This is a genomic window from Paenibacillus sp. FSL R7-0273, from assembly GCF_000758625.1.
Lineage (GTDB): Bacteria > Bacillota > Bacilli > Paenibacillales > Paenibacillaceae > Paenibacillus_AQ.
The window spans coordinates 6,074,412-6,087,290 of record NZ_CP009283.1 but is presented as its reverse complement, the minus strand read 5'-3'; the positions used below and the strand labels follow the sequence as shown (position 1 = coordinate 6,087,290).

The following is a 12,879-nucleotide window of genomic DNA, read 5'->3' as shown; positions in this document are numbered from 1 at the left end:
TCTTCGTAACCTTAAGGAGGACAAGTCATGCTGCGGATACTACTGGGAGAGCCGCCGCGCAGCAACAGCGGGGTGCTGGCCGAAGCGATGGACAACATGGCACGGGTAGCGTCCATGCTGCGCAGGGAAATGAACGACCATGAAGATCATGACCATGAATACCGCAAGCTGGAGATCTGGACACGCGGCCTGATTTCCTCGCTGGATGAGCTGGAGCAGAGCTGCTTCGCAGCAGCATTTTACCGGAAAAAGGTCGTCGCCGGGTACATGGATGACATGACGGTGGAGGAGCAGGGGGATTACGCGCGTTATGTTTATTTTTATAAAAACGGCTTTATCCGTGTCTTCTCACTGCTGGACAAGCTGGGAACAGTCCTGAACAGCCTGTACGGCTTGAATACAAGCCAGAACAAGGCCCACTTCTCCTATTTCACGGTGCTTAGGCAGTTTCAGCTGCTTAAAACGCATAGTCCGCTGGCGGATGAGTTGGAGAACATCAAAAATTCCTACCGGGAGCCGCTGCACAATCTGCGGAAGCGCCGCAACGCCGAGATTCATTACATGAACGCCGAAATGCAGGATGATCTGTGGCAGAGGCATCAGGGCCTTCATGACAAAATAAGGCTTGAGGATGTCGACAGTCATCTGGAGGATCTGAAGCAGGGGGTAGAAATGGTCTGTAAATCTTTATGCGCAGCCTTCCGTTACAGCAATGAGCAATGGCATAAAAACAAGGCTATGGCTAATAAACACGCCGGGACAGAAGCACGTTAAAGCGACAAAATCTTCCTTTGACAAAAAAGCACAAACTCACTATACTTAGGCTTGCATTATATTCTTACATTTAGCGACAAGTATTGCTTAATAATTGTATATTTTCTTATCGAGAGCGGCGGAGGGATAGGCCCGATGAAGCCCGGCAACCGATTTGTGTACAGCCCTTTAATTCTGCGCTGCCTGCAAATGTCATGGTGCTAATTCCTACAATGCCGCACGGATGCGGGCGTTGGCAGATGAGATGGCATTGTAACTAAACGCACAGGGCCTCTTGCGATCTGCAATGATCGGAAGGGGCTTTTTGATTTAAATGGCACCAGAATAAAGGGGGAACGACGGAAATTGATAGAGCTGAAAGAGTTGACCAAGGTATACGGAAAGGGCAGCAAAGCCGCAACAGCGCTCTCGGGCTTGAATCTGTCCATTAAAAAGGGTGAAATCTTCGGGGTAATCGGCCATTCCGGTGCCGGTAAAAGCACGCTGATCCGCTGTATCAACCTGCTGGAGCGCCCGACCTCCGGCGAGGTATGGGTAGACGGTGTTGAGCTTACCGCTCTCGGCAAGGGGCAGCTGCAGGAGAAACGGCGCAAGATCGGCATGATCTTTCAGCACTTCAATTTGCTGTCCTCTGCTACGGTGTATGACAATATCGCGTTCCCGCTGAGGCTCGCCGGCACACCCAAGGCACAGATTGATCAAAAGGTGAAGGAGCTGCTGGTACTGGTCGGCCTGGAGAACCATGCAGGCAAATATCCGGCCCAGCTCTCCGGCGGACAAAAGCAGCGTGTCGGCGTTGCCCGTGCGCTTGCCAGCGATCCTGATGTGCTGCTGTGTGACGAGGCCACCTCGGCGCTGGACCCGCAGACAACCGATTCCATCCTGCGGCTGCTGCTGGATATTAACCGTAAATTCCATTTGACGATTGTACTGATCACCCATGAGATGCATGTCATCCAGAGCATCTGCGACCGGGTAGCCGTTATTCACGGCGGCGGCATTGTGGAGCAGGGGGAAGTAGCTGAGGTATTCCTGAAGCCCAAGCATGAGGTGACCAAGGATTTCATCCGCAGTGAAGCCCAACAGGACGGTCCGCTGAGAGCTGCTCTGGAAGCAGGCAGCAGAGAGAATGCACAGGCGGTTAAGATTACCTTTCTGGGGCAAAAAACCTATGAATCCACCTTGTCTGAGGTTGTACGCGAAACCGGCGTCAGCTTTGCCATCCTGCAGGGTACGATCTCAACCATCAAAGATGTGCCTTATGGCCAGCTGATTGTCCGGTTTGAAGGCGAGCCGGGGGCAATTAATGCTACGCTTACTAAACTGGCGGCACAAGGACTCGATGTGGAGGTGATTTCCTGATGGGCGGTCTTAATTTTAATGATATTAACTGGCAGGAAATGGTGGATGCATCCGGCGCCACATTAAAAATGTTGGCGTATTCCGGAATTTTCACAATTATTCTTGGTTTACCACTCGGAATTGTGTTATATTTATGGGGAAGATCAAATAACCCTATTATCAGAGTTATTTACTCGGTATTATCGCTGGTTGTAAATATCCTGCGTTCTGTTCCATTCCTGATTCTGATGGTAGCCCTGATCCCGCTGAGCAAGACGATTATGGGCACTTCGATCGGGGTGCTCGGAACGATTCCGGCGCTGGTTATCGGTGCGGCCCCGTTCTTTGCCAGACTGGTGGAGACGTCGCTGCGTGAGGTAGACCGCGGGGTTATCGAAGCGGCACAGGGCATGGGGGCTTCTACAGGCCAGATTGTCATGCGGGTGCTATTGCCGGAAGCCCGTCCAGGCTTGCTTGCCGGAGTGACGATTACTCTGGTAACCCTCGTCTCCTATACCGCAATGTCGGGGATGATCGGCGGCGGCGGTCTTGGTGACCTGGCGATCCGCTACGGTTATTACCGTTATGAGAAGGAAGTCATGATTATCTCTGTAGTGCTGATGGTTATACTAGTTCAGCTGCTCCAGATGGCCGGTGACAGGCTGGTTCAATATTTTACCCGGAAATAAGGTACTTCCAAATATAGCCTTATTCATAAACACATTTTAGAGGGGGATTTACAGATGAAAAAAGTACTACTGACGTTCTTTAGCTTGACCCTGGTATTGGTGCTGGCAGCCTGCGGCAACAATAACACTGCTAATAACGCTGCGAACTCTGCAGCAACTAACGCTCCGGCAGCTGATGCTTCCGCTGAGCCGACTACAGAGCCTGCCGCTGATCCGGTAACGCTTGTTATCGGTGCTTCTCCTGTACCGCATGCCGAAATTCTGAATGCTATTGCTCCGCTGCTTGAAGCACAGGGCATCAAGCTGGAAGTTAAAGAATTCACTGACTACATCCTGCCTAACACACAGCTGGCCGAGAAAGCACTGGATGCGAACTTCTTCCAGCACAAGCCATACCTTGATGACCAGAATACAAAGAACGGTTCGGACCTTGTATCTGTAACTGCAGTTCACGTTGAGCCATTCGGCGCGTATTCCAAAAAAATCAAATCCGTTGACGAACTGGCTGACGGTGCAAAAGTAGCAATCCCGAACGATGCAACCAACGGCGGACGCGCACTGATCCTGCTGGCTAAGAACGGCCTGATCACGCTGAAGGATGACACTAACATCACTACAACCAAAGCAGACATTACTGAAAACCCTAAGAACCTGGAAATCATTGAACTGGATGCAGCAATGCTGCCGCGCCAGCTGGATGAAGTAGACATTGCACTGATCAACACTAACTTTGCGCTTGAAGCCGGCCTGGTTCCAACGAAGGATGCCCTGTTCATCGAGGGTGCAGATTCCCCTTACGCCAACCTGCTGGTAGCCCGTCCTGACAATAAGGATTCCGATGCAATCCAGAAGCTGGCTGCTGCCCTGAACTCCGCAGAAGCTAAAGCATTCATCGAAGAGAAATACGAAGGTGCCATTATCCCTGCGTTTTAAGCTGCTGATCTACACAGCTTCGTAATGTATAAGAGGCTGTCCCGGACAGGTCATTTGATGACCTTGCGGGGCAGCCTCTTTTTGGCTCAGGCTTCTGGCAAAAGCACCCGGGTTGTGGCACCGGAGGAATTCCTCTATAATAGAAAAAATCCCGCCCCCTTATTCAGGAAGCGGGACGGTATAAAATGGGATTAGAATACTTGGACAACTTCTTCTACGCCTTCTACTTCTTCAATCAGGGCGCGTTCGATCCCGGCTTTCAGCGTGATCGTGGAGCTCGGGCAGCTGCCGCAGGCGCCCATAAGCTTCAGCTTAACGATGCCGTCTTCAACGTCGATCAATTCCACGTCGCCGCCATCGCGCTGCAGGAACGGACGAAGTTTATCGAGTACTTCCAGAACCTCATCATACATGGTGGCGCTTTGTACATTCTCACTCATTTCTCAATCACTCCTTTCGTAAACTTATTATAGTACAAAAAGTTAAAAAATAAAATGGTTAGCACAGAATAAGGAGAACAACATGAGGCCAATTATTGAATTTTGTGCCAGTAATATCGGGCACGGGACAGGACCGCTTATGAACAAGCTGGAACAGAATCCCGAATATGATGTTGTAGAATACGGCTGTCTGAATAACTGCGGGGAATGCTATCTGAGACCGTTCGCCATGGTTGACGGCGAGATCATTGAAGCGGATTCCCCGGAGGAGCTGGAGCAGGCCATAGAGGCTGCCATTAAGGAGCAGGAAGCCTGGGACAGCCTTGATCTGGACTAGCGCTCCACTTGATGCACTCAGCTCAGCCGAAATGCCGCTTGGACATCCAGAGCACTCCGCTCTTCAGCAGGCGGGGAACACGCCCCATTACCGAGCGGCGGCCCATCAGGCCGAACCCGGCATTTTTGCCCAGGGAACCGAGTGTTCCCTTTAGCTTAATTGCATGAAGCCTCGGGGTCTCACCCCGCCACAGGGAACGGAGAATATACGCTACCTGCTCCCCTTGGGCGCCTGCCGCCTGTGCGCTTGGTGCAAAGGGCAGGCTGGCACAGTCGCCGATCACATATACCTCCGGATAATCGGCTATGTCGGAGTGAGGGCCGATTATAAGCCGGCCGCTGCGGTCTTTGGGCAGCTCAAGCTGCTGTACTACCTTGACCGGCTGTATACCTGCTGTCCATACCGTTACATCTGCAGCGATCGCCTCGGTGCCGTTAAAGACGGCACCGTTTTCAACGTGGGACACGGAGATGCGGCCCAGCGTCTCGACCTGATGCTCGCTGAACCATTCCTCCACATACCGGGACAGCTTGGCCGGAAAAGCGGACAGGACACGCTCCCCGCGGTCAAGGATCCGGATGTTGAGGTCGGGACGGCTCTCGCGCAGCTCTGCAGCCATCTCCACACCGCTGAGTCCTCCGCCTACAATATTCACTGATCCGTAAGGCTTAACGTCATTGAGCCGGCGGTAAGTCTCTCTGGTAGCCGAGAAGCTCTGAATACTGCAGGTATGCTGCTCAGCACCCGCGATACCGTGATAGTTATCTGTACACCCAAGCGCTATAGCCAGAATATCATAAGGAACCGGCTCACCTGATTCAAGAAAAATAAGCCCGCTGTCCAGATCAATCGAGCCTACCTCGCCGTAGCGTACGGTCAAACGGGGATGCACGGGAAACTGGATGCGCAGATGATAGTCGTTCACAGTACCTGCGGCAAGCGCATAATATTCGGTCTTGATTCCCTGATAAGGCATCCGGTCAATCAAAACAATTTCCACATCGTGGGGCAGATGGTGATTGAGCAATTCCTGGATCAGGGCAAGGCCGCCGTAGCCGCCGCCAAGGACAAGTAGTGTTCTCATGAGACCAGTCTTCCTTTCACATATGGCTGTAATATGGCATTGCAACAGGCACAGTAACGCTTTTCTATTCTATTCGTAGACCTTGACTTCGTTGTAGAAGGTATCCCGCTCGACTGGAATACGTCCGGCGCCTTTGACGAGCCAGATCAGCTCTTCTCGTGTCATGCCCTCCGGTGTTAATGCTCCGGCAGCATGGCTGATCCGTTCCTTCAGGATGGTACCGTGTACATCGGATGCGCCGAAGCTCATGGCAACCTGGGTCAGCTGTACGCCTATATTAATGAAGTAAGCCTTGATGTGATCGAAATTGTCGAGCATCAGACGGCTGACAGCAATGGTCTTGAGATCCTCATAGGCAGAGTTGCGGCGCATAATGCCCGCATTGCGGTTCTTAGGCTGCATGGACAGCGGAATGAACACCATAAAGCCGTTCGTTTCGTCCTGCAGCTCGCGGATTTGCAGCATATGGCGGATACGGTCCTCGCGCGATTCGATTGAGCCGTACAGCATTGTTGTGTGGGTTCTCATGCCCATCTTGTGGGCGGTGCGGTGAACCTCCAGGTATTCTTCAACGTTCGCTTTATCGACACGCATTTTTTTGCGGTACTGGTCGGAGAGAATCTCCGCTCCGCCGCCGGTCAGCGACTTCAGTCCTGCTTCACGCAGCTGCTCCAGCACTTCGCGGATGCTGAGTCCGCTGATACGGGTGAAGAAATCAATCTCTGCCGCCGTATAAGCCTTAAGGGTCACCTCAGGGAACCGTTCATTCAGCGCCTTGAGTGAATCAACGTAATACTGGAAGGGCACCTTATCATTATGGCCGCCGACAATGTGGAATTCGCGGACTCCCGGGTGGATATGCTGTTCGACATATTGCACCATTTCAGGGCCTGACAGGGTGTAAGCCCCCTCTTCGCCGTCATCCTTGCGGAAATTGCAGAAGGCGCACCGGGATTCGCAGACATTGGTGAAATAGAGGCTCATATTTTCGATAAAATAGACCTTTTTCCCGTTCTTGCGCAGATTGACCTCATTAGCAAGCTGGCCGATCGTCAAGAGGTCATCGCTTTCATATAAATAAACGCCGTCTTCCAGATTCAATCGTTCGCCGCCGCGTACTTTTTCAATAATGTCCGCCATTCTGGCATCGGTGTGCGGGGTTATAAGTGTAGACATACAAATTCCTCCTGAAGGTTAGACTTCCTGAACCGGCGGTCCATGAATAAAAATAAAGAAAGAGGCAACCAGCCTCCGTGACAAATTTCCGAATTTTACAGATCATCGCTTAACCTATTATAAACCTCTCTCCAAAGGTGAGCAACCGCCCTGGGAAGTTAGCATTTTCCTGTTTGGCCGCCGGGGCTGCGGGAGTTATGACTTGAGCGTAGGAGCGGAGTGGAGTATACTGAATTTTATATAGAGTATAACTTTTAGCCGGAAGGCTTATGACATCATATAACTTTTAGGAGGCTAGACTATGATTACAATCAGTAATACAGCGGCCGGACAGCTCAAGACAATGCTGGCTGACCAGGAAGTGCCTAACATGTTCCTTCGCCTTGGCGTAACTGCCGGCGGCTGCAGCGGTTTCTCATATGCTATGGGATTTGACGATAATGAGACCGAGCAGGATGTTTACATGGATGTTGAGGGGCTCAAGGTAGTGGTCAGCAAGGACGACATTCGTTACCTGAACGGCCTGGAGATCGACTTCGAGGAATCCGGCATGACCGGCGGGTTCACCATCCACAATCCTAACGCCACAGTTACCTGCGGCTGCGGGTCTTCGTTCCGAACGAAGGAAGAAGCAGGGAATCCGGCGGCTGAGCCTTGCTAAGCAAAGCTTAAGAAGTCAAGGAACTTTAACACACTATAATCTAAAATCTGACCTCTTGGAATGTGTAGCAGAATACACTTTCGGGAGGTTTTTTGTTTACAGGAGGAAATCCGATCACCCGTCTTGAGTGTTATTGTGGTGCAGGGAGGGTGTATCCGCCCTGTCTCTATCTGAGACGGGGTGTAAACGGTCAGCTGCTAACGGACCACAGCGGCGTTATTTTCTGTATAGGGCTCATTATACTAGGCTAACGGACCGTAGTGCCCTTATTAATGTATAATGACCATGGCCGAGGCGATTTTTAAGTAAATAAGGTCGATGGTGTCCGATAGTCTGATAATAATCCGGCTTTGCCAGGAATAAGATCATCTGGGTCCGTTAGGGGTAATCCGGCGGAAGTGAACCACTGTATAACTCAGGGGGATGCTAAGATGCTGACATTCAGGTACATAAAGCGCAAAAAGGCCCGGAGAGAGCTGCTGGAGCTGCAGAGGGATTTGATTTTTTATGAGCCTCTCTATTCGGCGGTTCATCCATATCATGAATGGTTCAAGGTACAATGGGAGCTGTTACGTGCCAGGAGTGAAATGAAGCTGCAAGCAGATCCGGACTTGTACAGAGAAATAATCTCCCATATCCCGCTGCAATTGACGGTATTTAGGCAGACTATCAGGGATTACGGGGAAAATGTGGATACGAGCTATTTTGAGGCGACAATCGAATATATAGAACATTTGCTGCAGTCAGGCGATGAAAAATATCACTATATGATTATATTTGATCATATGCAGATATTTGAGCGGGCGGAGTATTATTTATATCTGAAAAAAAGGGAAGCGGAGCTGCAGGCCCTTCTGGGTATAGATGACAATAAAAGCTGAATATCAAGAAGGGGCATTAATGCCCCTTATAGTTCTTCACCAGCTCATCCATAACGCGGCTGGTACGGATGGCAGTCAGGCCCGTGCTGAGGGCTGTCCCGCGTCCAAGCAGCTCATCGGTAATGGACTGGATTAGCGGCTGCTGGATATGCGCCGGGTGGGGAATGAATTCCGGCTGCTCCCCGTTCTCTGTCCGCAGGATGACCGGCCGGTCCGCGAAGGTTGAGAAGGTGATGCTGCCCAGGCTGCCTACAATCTCAGTCACATCCTCGTTCGTGTAGGCATTGAAGCACCAGATCCCCGTCCCGTGGATACCGGATTCAAACCGGTACCGCCCGGAGACAGTATCCTCAGGCGCATAAGAGCTTCCAAGATTAGAGGCATGTCCAGCCGCATCTGTAACCGGACCGAGCAGGAAATCCAGCAGATCCAGTGTATGGCTGCCCACGTCCAGAAACAGGCCGCCGCCGGAAATAGCCGGATCCACCCGCCAGTTATTCCTGCCTGAAGCTTCGAGCGGTTTGGTCATATGCATGGTGCGTACAAACCGGGGCTCGCCAATGGCCCCCACATCCAGCCATTCCTTAATCCTGCGGAACCGGGGCAGTGCCCTACGATAATAAGCCACATACAGCGGAACGCCAGCCTGTTCACAAGCAGCCAGCATAGTCTCGCATTCTGCCGTATTAAGGCCCATCGGCTTCTCGACGTAGACAGGCTTGCCGGCCTTTGTCGCGGCTAAGGTGTATTCCATATGCGTAGAAGGCGGCGTTGCTATATACACGGCATCTACGCCGGGATCTGAGATAAGCTCGGCTGCGCCGGAATACCAGCGCGGTACGCCGTGCCGCCGGGCATAGTCTGCTGCAAGCTCTGCGTTACGGCGCATGACGGCGGCAAGCTGTGAGCCTTCTGCCTTCTGCAGCGCAGGTCCGCTCTTGACCTCGGTCACATCACCGCAGCCGATAATCCCCCAGTTAATCTTTTTGTCCATGTACATATCCCCTTCCGGCAAACAAGGCCAGCTATCTCATATATGTAGTATAAATAGAGTATTATAATAGTAGAAAAAAAGTTTTGAGCGGTTCGGCCGGTCTGTTTGCACAAGCCGTCTGCAGGATTCTACATAGAGTATATAGTGTTCCTGAACAAGCTGCTCAAGCAGGGCTGATGAATTTATAATTGATCATAAAGACAATCAGGGCGGCAGCAGCGAGGGAAAAAGCAATGCAGCCTGCACCGAGAAGCCGGCGGCGGCTGCGGATAAATCTGAAGCCGAGTGCGCAGACAAGGATAGTAGTACCTGCCAGAACGACAGACATGCCGATCATCGCGAACCAGTACAAGACCTCGAATAATTGAGCCATAAGAAAGCCCCCTCTCCCGGTAATCATACATTGAACATCAAAGAAATTCCAGCGGGAGGAGGCTGGCATAGAGCGGGTTTATAAGATTTTTATAACAAATATCAGTACTTTTGACTTGGGCCGTACCGGTTATTGCCCTCGCTGTCCAGGCAGGCGAAAATAAATAAGATCAGGTACCCGAGATAGGGGATCAGGGCAAGCAGAATCCAAAAGCCTGTTCTTCCGCTATCATGCAGCCGGCGGACCAGAAGAGCCCAGGAGGGGATTAGAATGAACCAGTAATAGACCGACCTAATTATAGGGGCTGGTTCAAAAACTGCCTCCATAAACACGAGCAGAAATCCGATTAGAAAGTTAATTACTGCAAACATCCAGAATTCAATACGTCTAGCTCTTCCTGAGAAATTAAAATAGTTTCTTATCGCATTCAGATACCATTCCATGCAGAGTGATCCTCCCTGTTTATACGGCTCTGTTTCCGTATTTTACAAAAATTATATGCGGTACAGCGTCATCTTGTACAATCATTTGCTGGCAGGACAAATTCACGTGGACATAAGGCCTGGAGCCATATGCCCTTTTTTGCTGTGAGCGGCTTTTACACGGACAATCATACAGGAGGGCAGCTCCTTTTCTGAGTAATCTATAGGGTAGGCTGGGATTGCGAAAGGAGAGGTGACAATGGCGGGAAGACAACTGGCCAGCAAATGGCTGAAGACCGAGGCGCTGCTCAGCGATTCACGGGTTGCCGGTTACATTCCGAGAACGAAGGGATATAACGCTGCCGGACTGTCAGCAATGCTGGGCAGATACGGGAATGTAGTAATCAAACCGATTGTCGGCGGTGGAGGACATGGTGTAATCAAGGTGTTCCGGGACAGCCGGGGCTACGGGTTCACTTACAACCATCATACCCGGATGTACCGTGATTTTGGATCCATGAAGCGTGCGCTTGACAGAGTGAAGCTGAGACGGCGCTATATGATTCAGCAGGGCATCTCACTTGCCCGGATTGCCGGGCGTCCGATTGATTACCGGGTTAAGGTTGTGAAGAACGGCGATCACTGGGAATTCCGCTCGATGGTGGGAAGACTGGCGCGTCCGGGGTTATTCGTAACTAACCTTTGTAAAGGCGGAACCATGATGACCTGCCGGCATGGGCTGCGCCGTTCACTTCCAAGCATAAGCGCGTCGGCCAAAAAAGCCGAAATGCGCCGGCTGACGCATGTCTGTATCGAGCTGCTGGAAAGGCATTTTCCGGGGATCGGCGAGCTGGGATTTGACTACGCCGTAGATCACAGGGGGAAAATATGGATTCTTGAGGTTAACACAAGACCGAAATGATTAATCATTTTTTTGGAATTGACGATAATGATAACTATAAGCTAAAATTGCGTTTAGTATTTCCAAATTTGAGGTAATATGAGGTATTAAATTCTAAATTTTGTGAACGTTCTGGAAAATTTTTTAATATCAACAAGGTGGAAATACCCTGTGCATAACTATTATCCCCATATTCCACTGTGAAGGAATTGGATTTATTATCCTTACTAACAAATTATGCACAGGATTTCCACAGTGGGCTGTGGATACTAAGAACGCTTGTTCGATTAATAATAGTTTGCTATGATAGATTCAGATTCAAACAAAGGAAAGGTAGGTGAACGTTGTGGTTGAATTATCGGATGAGATGCTGCTCGACTCGTACCAAAGAGCGTTAGAGCTACAATTGGAGCATGATTTCATCGCTCTGTTGCTCGCTGAAATTCGCAAACGGAACTTACACTCTCCAGTACATGCGGTTTTGCACTAAGACACATCGTATATTTTCTGCAGCAGCTGCTCTGTCTAACCGCAAGCGGCACAAAATAGGGTATCTTTTCAAGTTGGAGTGGAATCAACCTGAAAGGATACCCTTTTATTATTTATATGCGCTGTAACGGATGATTACAGCTTAAGATTACTGCTGTGTCCCGGTGAAAGCTTGGCATCCGGATCGAGATAGACCTTGGCGTTATTGACGGCAGTTGGTGCTTCACCGAAGCCCACCGCAATCAGCTTCAGCTTGCCGGGATAAGTAGTAATGTCACCGGCGGCGAAAATGCCCGGAATGCTCGTCTCCATACGCGAATCCACCACGATGGAATTACTCTCAATTTCAATTCCCCACTGTGCAATCGGACCCAGAGAGGATACAAACCCGAAGTTGACGATAACACTGTCCACTTCAATTTCCTGTGTCTCCTTGGTTTTAATGTGGGACAAGGTTACCTTGGTAATGAATTCTTCCCCGTGCAGCTCAGTGATCTCTGAAGGGGTAATTACATTAACCTTGGAAGCCATCAGCTTCTCTACACTGTGCTCATGCGCGCGGAACTTGTCGCGGCGGTGGATCAGCGTAACCTGCTCGGCGATCGGCTCAAGCATGAGAGCCCAGTCGACTGCCGAGTCGCCGCCGCCGCTGATCAGCACCTTCTTGCCCTGGAAGGCATTCAGGTCACTTACGAAATAATGCAGATTGGCTTTCTCGAACCGGGCTGCCTCCGGAAGTTCCAGACGGCGCGGTTCAAAGGCGCCTACGCCGGCTGTAATAATAACAGCCTTGCTGTGGTATTCCGCCTTATCAGTAGTTGTTACGAAGTGGCGTTCGTCCCGTTTCTCAACAGATACGACCTTCTCTTCCAGACAGATGTTGGACTGGAACAGGTCCATTTGCCGGGACAGGTTGTCTACCAGCTCCTGTGCGGTAATTTTCGGGAAACCGGCCACATCATAGATGTATTTTTCCGGGTAAAGCGCGGCTAGCTGGCCTCCCAGCTGGGGCATGCTTTCAATAAGGGTTACAGACGCCTGGCGCATACCGCCGTAGAAGGCGGCAAACATGCCGGCAGGACCGCCGCCTATAATTAACAGGTCGCTCATAGGAACGCCGGATTGCTCTAGTGTCACTATTATTACACCTCCGAGTTGATAGTTTCAAAATGCCATACTTAGGTACTTACTCATTATAATCATTGTGGGACTACCCTGCAAAGGCTTAAAATGGACGGAAAGATGTGACGTTTTTTTGTATGATTATATTTGATTAAAACGATACTAAGGTTTACAATGGATATGGTTATTTTAGAAATCCTTTAAGTTTTATTGGAAATTCTTCCGAATTTAAGTGTATAAATTCACAAAAGAAACTAAAATA

General features: G+C 50.4%; 16 protein-coding genes and 1 riboswitch. Of the genes, 9 read left to right on the top strand and 7 right to left on the bottom strand.

The genetic code is table 11. The annotated features are described in order from the left end of the window. The first annotated feature begins 27 nt into the window (after window positions 1-27). The 4 genes from R70723_RS26190 (at window position 28) to R70723_RS26175 (ending at window position 3,737) form a co-directional block, all read left to right on the top strand. On the top strand, window positions 28-774 hold the full coding sequence (locus R70723_RS26190; RefSeq protein ID WP_039876872.1) for a Cthe_2314 family HEPN domain-containing protein: 747 nt from the start codon (window positions 28-30) through the stop codon (window positions 772-774). A 103-nt stretch (window positions 775-877) separates the two neighbouring features. Continuing rightward, window positions 878-1,020, top strand: a riboswitch (SAM riboswitch). Between the two features lie 99 nt (window positions 1,021-1,119). Continuing rightward, complete coding sequence (locus R70723_RS26185; protein WP_039876868.1) at window positions 1,120-2,136, top strand: methionine ABC transporter ATP-binding protein; 1,017 nt, start codon at window positions 1,120-1,122, stop codon at window positions 2,134-2,136. Continuing rightward, complete coding sequence (locus R70723_RS26180; RefSeq protein ID WP_039876866.1) at window positions 2,136-2,804, top strand: methionine ABC transporter permease; 669 nt, start codon at window positions 2,136-2,138, stop codon at window positions 2,802-2,804. The genes R70723_RS26185 and R70723_RS26180 overlap by 1 nt, the downstream gene beginning before the upstream one ends. Before the next feature lie 54 nt (window positions 2,805-2,858). Continuing rightward, on the top strand, window positions 2,859-3,737 hold the full coding sequence (locus tag R70723_RS26175) for a MetQ/NlpA family ABC transporter substrate-binding protein (RefSeq protein ID WP_039876864.1): 879 nt from the start codon (window positions 2,859-2,861) through the stop codon (window positions 3,735-3,737). Between the two features lie 191 nt (window positions 3,738-3,928). Here the strand turns inward: R70723_RS26175 and R70723_RS26170 are convergent, their stop codons facing one another. Then, entirely contained in the window at window positions 3,929-4,177 is a 249-nt protein-coding gene (locus R70723_RS26170; protein WP_036701687.1) for a NifU family protein, read from the bottom strand. Between the two features lie 82 nt (window positions 4,178-4,259). On the opposite strand from R70723_RS26170, the gene R70723_RS26165 reads away from it, so the two are divergent. Then, the gene (locus R70723_RS26165; protein WP_039876862.1) at window positions 4,260-4,514 is read left to right on the top strand and encodes a YuzB family protein; all 255 of its coding nucleotides are present in this window, start codon (window positions 4,260-4,262) and stop codon (window positions 4,512-4,514) included. Window positions 4,515-4,536: 22 nt separating this feature from the next. On the opposite strand, the gene R70723_RS26160 is transcribed toward R70723_RS26165, so the two are convergent. Together R70723_RS26160 and mqnE are read right to left on the bottom strand one after the other, a co-directional pair. Continuing rightward, complete coding sequence (locus tag R70723_RS26160; RefSeq protein WP_039876861.1) at window positions 4,537-5,598, bottom strand: NAD(P)/FAD-dependent oxidoreductase; 1,062 nt, start codon at window positions 5,596-5,598, stop codon at window positions 4,537-4,539. Between the two features lie 69 nt (window positions 5,599-5,667). Next, entirely contained in the window at window positions 5,668-6,774 is a 1,107-nt protein-coding gene (gene mqnE / locus R70723_RS26155; protein ID WP_039876857.1) for an aminofutalosine synthase MqnE, read from the bottom strand. 301 nt (window positions 6,775-7,075) lie between these two features. On the opposite strand from mqnE, the gene R70723_RS26150 reads away from it, so the two are divergent. Both R70723_RS26150 and R70723_RS26145 read left to right on the top strand, forming a co-directional pair. Next, window positions 7,076-7,435 carry a HesB/IscA family protein gene (locus R70723_RS26150; protein WP_039876856.1) on the top strand — a complete coding sequence of 120 codons (360 nt, stop codon included), beginning with the start codon at window positions 7,076-7,078 and terminating at the stop codon, window positions 7,433-7,435. Between the two features lie 431 nt (window positions 7,436-7,866). Next, complete coding sequence (locus R70723_RS26145; RefSeq protein WP_039876854.1) at window positions 7,867-8,316, top strand: hypothetical protein; 450 nt, start codon at window positions 7,867-7,869, stop codon at window positions 8,314-8,316. 16 nt (window positions 8,317-8,332) lie between these two features. On the opposite strand, the gene R70723_RS26140 is transcribed toward R70723_RS26145, so the two are convergent. The 3 genes from R70723_RS26140 to R70723_RS26130 all read right to left on the bottom strand — a co-directional run bounded on the left by R70723_RS26140 (window position 8,333) and on the right by R70723_RS26130 (window position 10,126). Further along, window positions 8,333-9,310, bottom strand: coding sequence for a Gfo/Idh/MocA family protein (locus tag R70723_RS26140; RefSeq protein WP_039876851.1), 978 nt, complete (start codon window positions 9,308-9,310; stop codon window positions 8,333-8,335). A gap of 163 nt (window positions 9,311-9,473) precedes the next feature. Continuing rightward, on the bottom strand, window positions 9,474-9,683 hold the full coding sequence (locus R70723_RS26135) for a hypothetical protein (RefSeq protein WP_039876850.1): 210 nt from the start codon (window positions 9,681-9,683) through the stop codon (window positions 9,474-9,476). Window positions 9,684-9,784: 101 nt separating this feature from the next. After that, entirely contained in the window at window positions 9,785-10,126 is a 342-nt protein-coding gene (locus R70723_RS26130; RefSeq protein ID WP_039876848.1) for a DUF805 domain-containing protein, read from the bottom strand. Between the two features lie 238 nt (window positions 10,127-10,364). Here R70723_RS26130 and R70723_RS26125 point away from each other — a divergent pair, with 238 nt between their 5' ends. Together R70723_RS26125 and sda are read left to right on the top strand one after the other, a co-directional pair. Then, window positions 10,365-11,027, top strand: coding sequence for a YheC/YheD family protein (locus R70723_RS26125; RefSeq protein WP_039876847.1), 663 nt, complete (start codon window positions 10,365-10,367; stop codon window positions 11,025-11,027). A gap of 325 nt (window positions 11,028-11,352) precedes the next feature. Next, window positions 11,353-11,496, top strand: coding sequence for a sporulation histidine kinase inhibitor Sda (gene sda / locus R70723_RS33095; RefSeq protein ID WP_144027164.1), 144 nt, complete (start codon window positions 11,353-11,355; stop codon window positions 11,494-11,496). A gap of 134 nt (window positions 11,497-11,630) precedes the next feature. Here sda and R70723_RS26120 read toward each other — a convergent pair whose 3' ends face one another. Beyond that, entirely contained in the window at window positions 11,631-12,605 is a 975-nt protein-coding gene (locus tag R70723_RS26120; RefSeq protein WP_144027165.1) for an NAD(P)/FAD-dependent oxidoreductase, read from the bottom strand. Window positions 12,606-12,879 lie beyond the last annotated feature (274 nt).

Excerpts from the sequence above, each read along its gene's own strand:
- R70723_RS26190 (WP_039876872.1), top strand. The coding sequence starts at position 28 with ATGCTGCGGATACTACTGGGAGAGCCGCCGCGCAGCAACAGCGGGGTG.
- R70723_RS26180 (WP_039876866.1), top strand. The coding sequence starts at position 2,136 with ATGGGCGGTCTTAATTTTAATGATATTAACTGGCAGGAAATGGTGGAT.
- R70723_RS26175 (WP_039876864.1), top strand. The coding sequence starts at position 2,859 with ATGAAAAAAGTACTACTGACGTTCTTTAGCTTGACCCTGGTATTGGTG.
- R70723_RS26170 (WP_036701687.1), bottom strand. The coding sequence starts at position 4,177 with ATGAGTGAGAATGTACAAAGCGCCACCATGTATGATGAGGTTCTGGAA.
- R70723_RS26165 (WP_039876862.1), top strand. The coding sequence starts at position 4,260 with ATGAGGCCAATTATTGAATTTTGTGCCAGTAATATCGGGCACGGGACA.
- R70723_RS26160 (WP_039876861.1), bottom strand. The coding sequence starts at position 5,598 with ATGAGAACACTACTTGTCCTTGGCGGCGGCTACGGCGGCCTTGCCCTG.
- mqnE (WP_039876857.1), bottom strand. The coding sequence starts at position 6,774 with ATGTCTACACTTATAACCCCGCACACCGATGCCAGAATGGCGGACATT.
- R70723_RS26150 (WP_039876856.1), top strand. The coding sequence starts at position 7,076 with ATGATTACAATCAGTAATACAGCGGCCGGACAGCTCAAGACAATGCTG.
- R70723_RS26145 (WP_039876854.1), top strand. The coding sequence starts at position 7,867 with ATGCTGACATTCAGGTACATAAAGCGCAAAAAGGCCCGGAGAGAGCTG.
- R70723_RS26140 (WP_039876851.1), bottom strand. The coding sequence starts at position 9,310 with ATGGACAAAAAGATTAACTGGGGGATTATCGGCTGCGGTGATGTGACC.
- R70723_RS26135 (WP_039876850.1), bottom strand. The coding sequence starts at position 9,683 with ATGGCTCAATTATTCGAGGTCTTGTACTGGTTCGCGATGATCGGCATG.
- R70723_RS26130 (WP_039876848.1), bottom strand. The coding sequence starts at position 10,126 with ATGGAATGGTATCTGAATGCGATAAGAAACTATTTTAATTTCTCAGGA.
- R70723_RS26125 (WP_039876847.1), top strand. The coding sequence starts at position 10,365 with ATGGCGGGAAGACAACTGGCCAGCAAATGGCTGAAGACCGAGGCGCTG.
- R70723_RS26120 (WP_144027165.1), bottom strand. The coding sequence starts at position 12,605 with ATGAGCGACCTGTTAATTATAGGCGGCGGTCCTGCCGGCATGTTTGCC.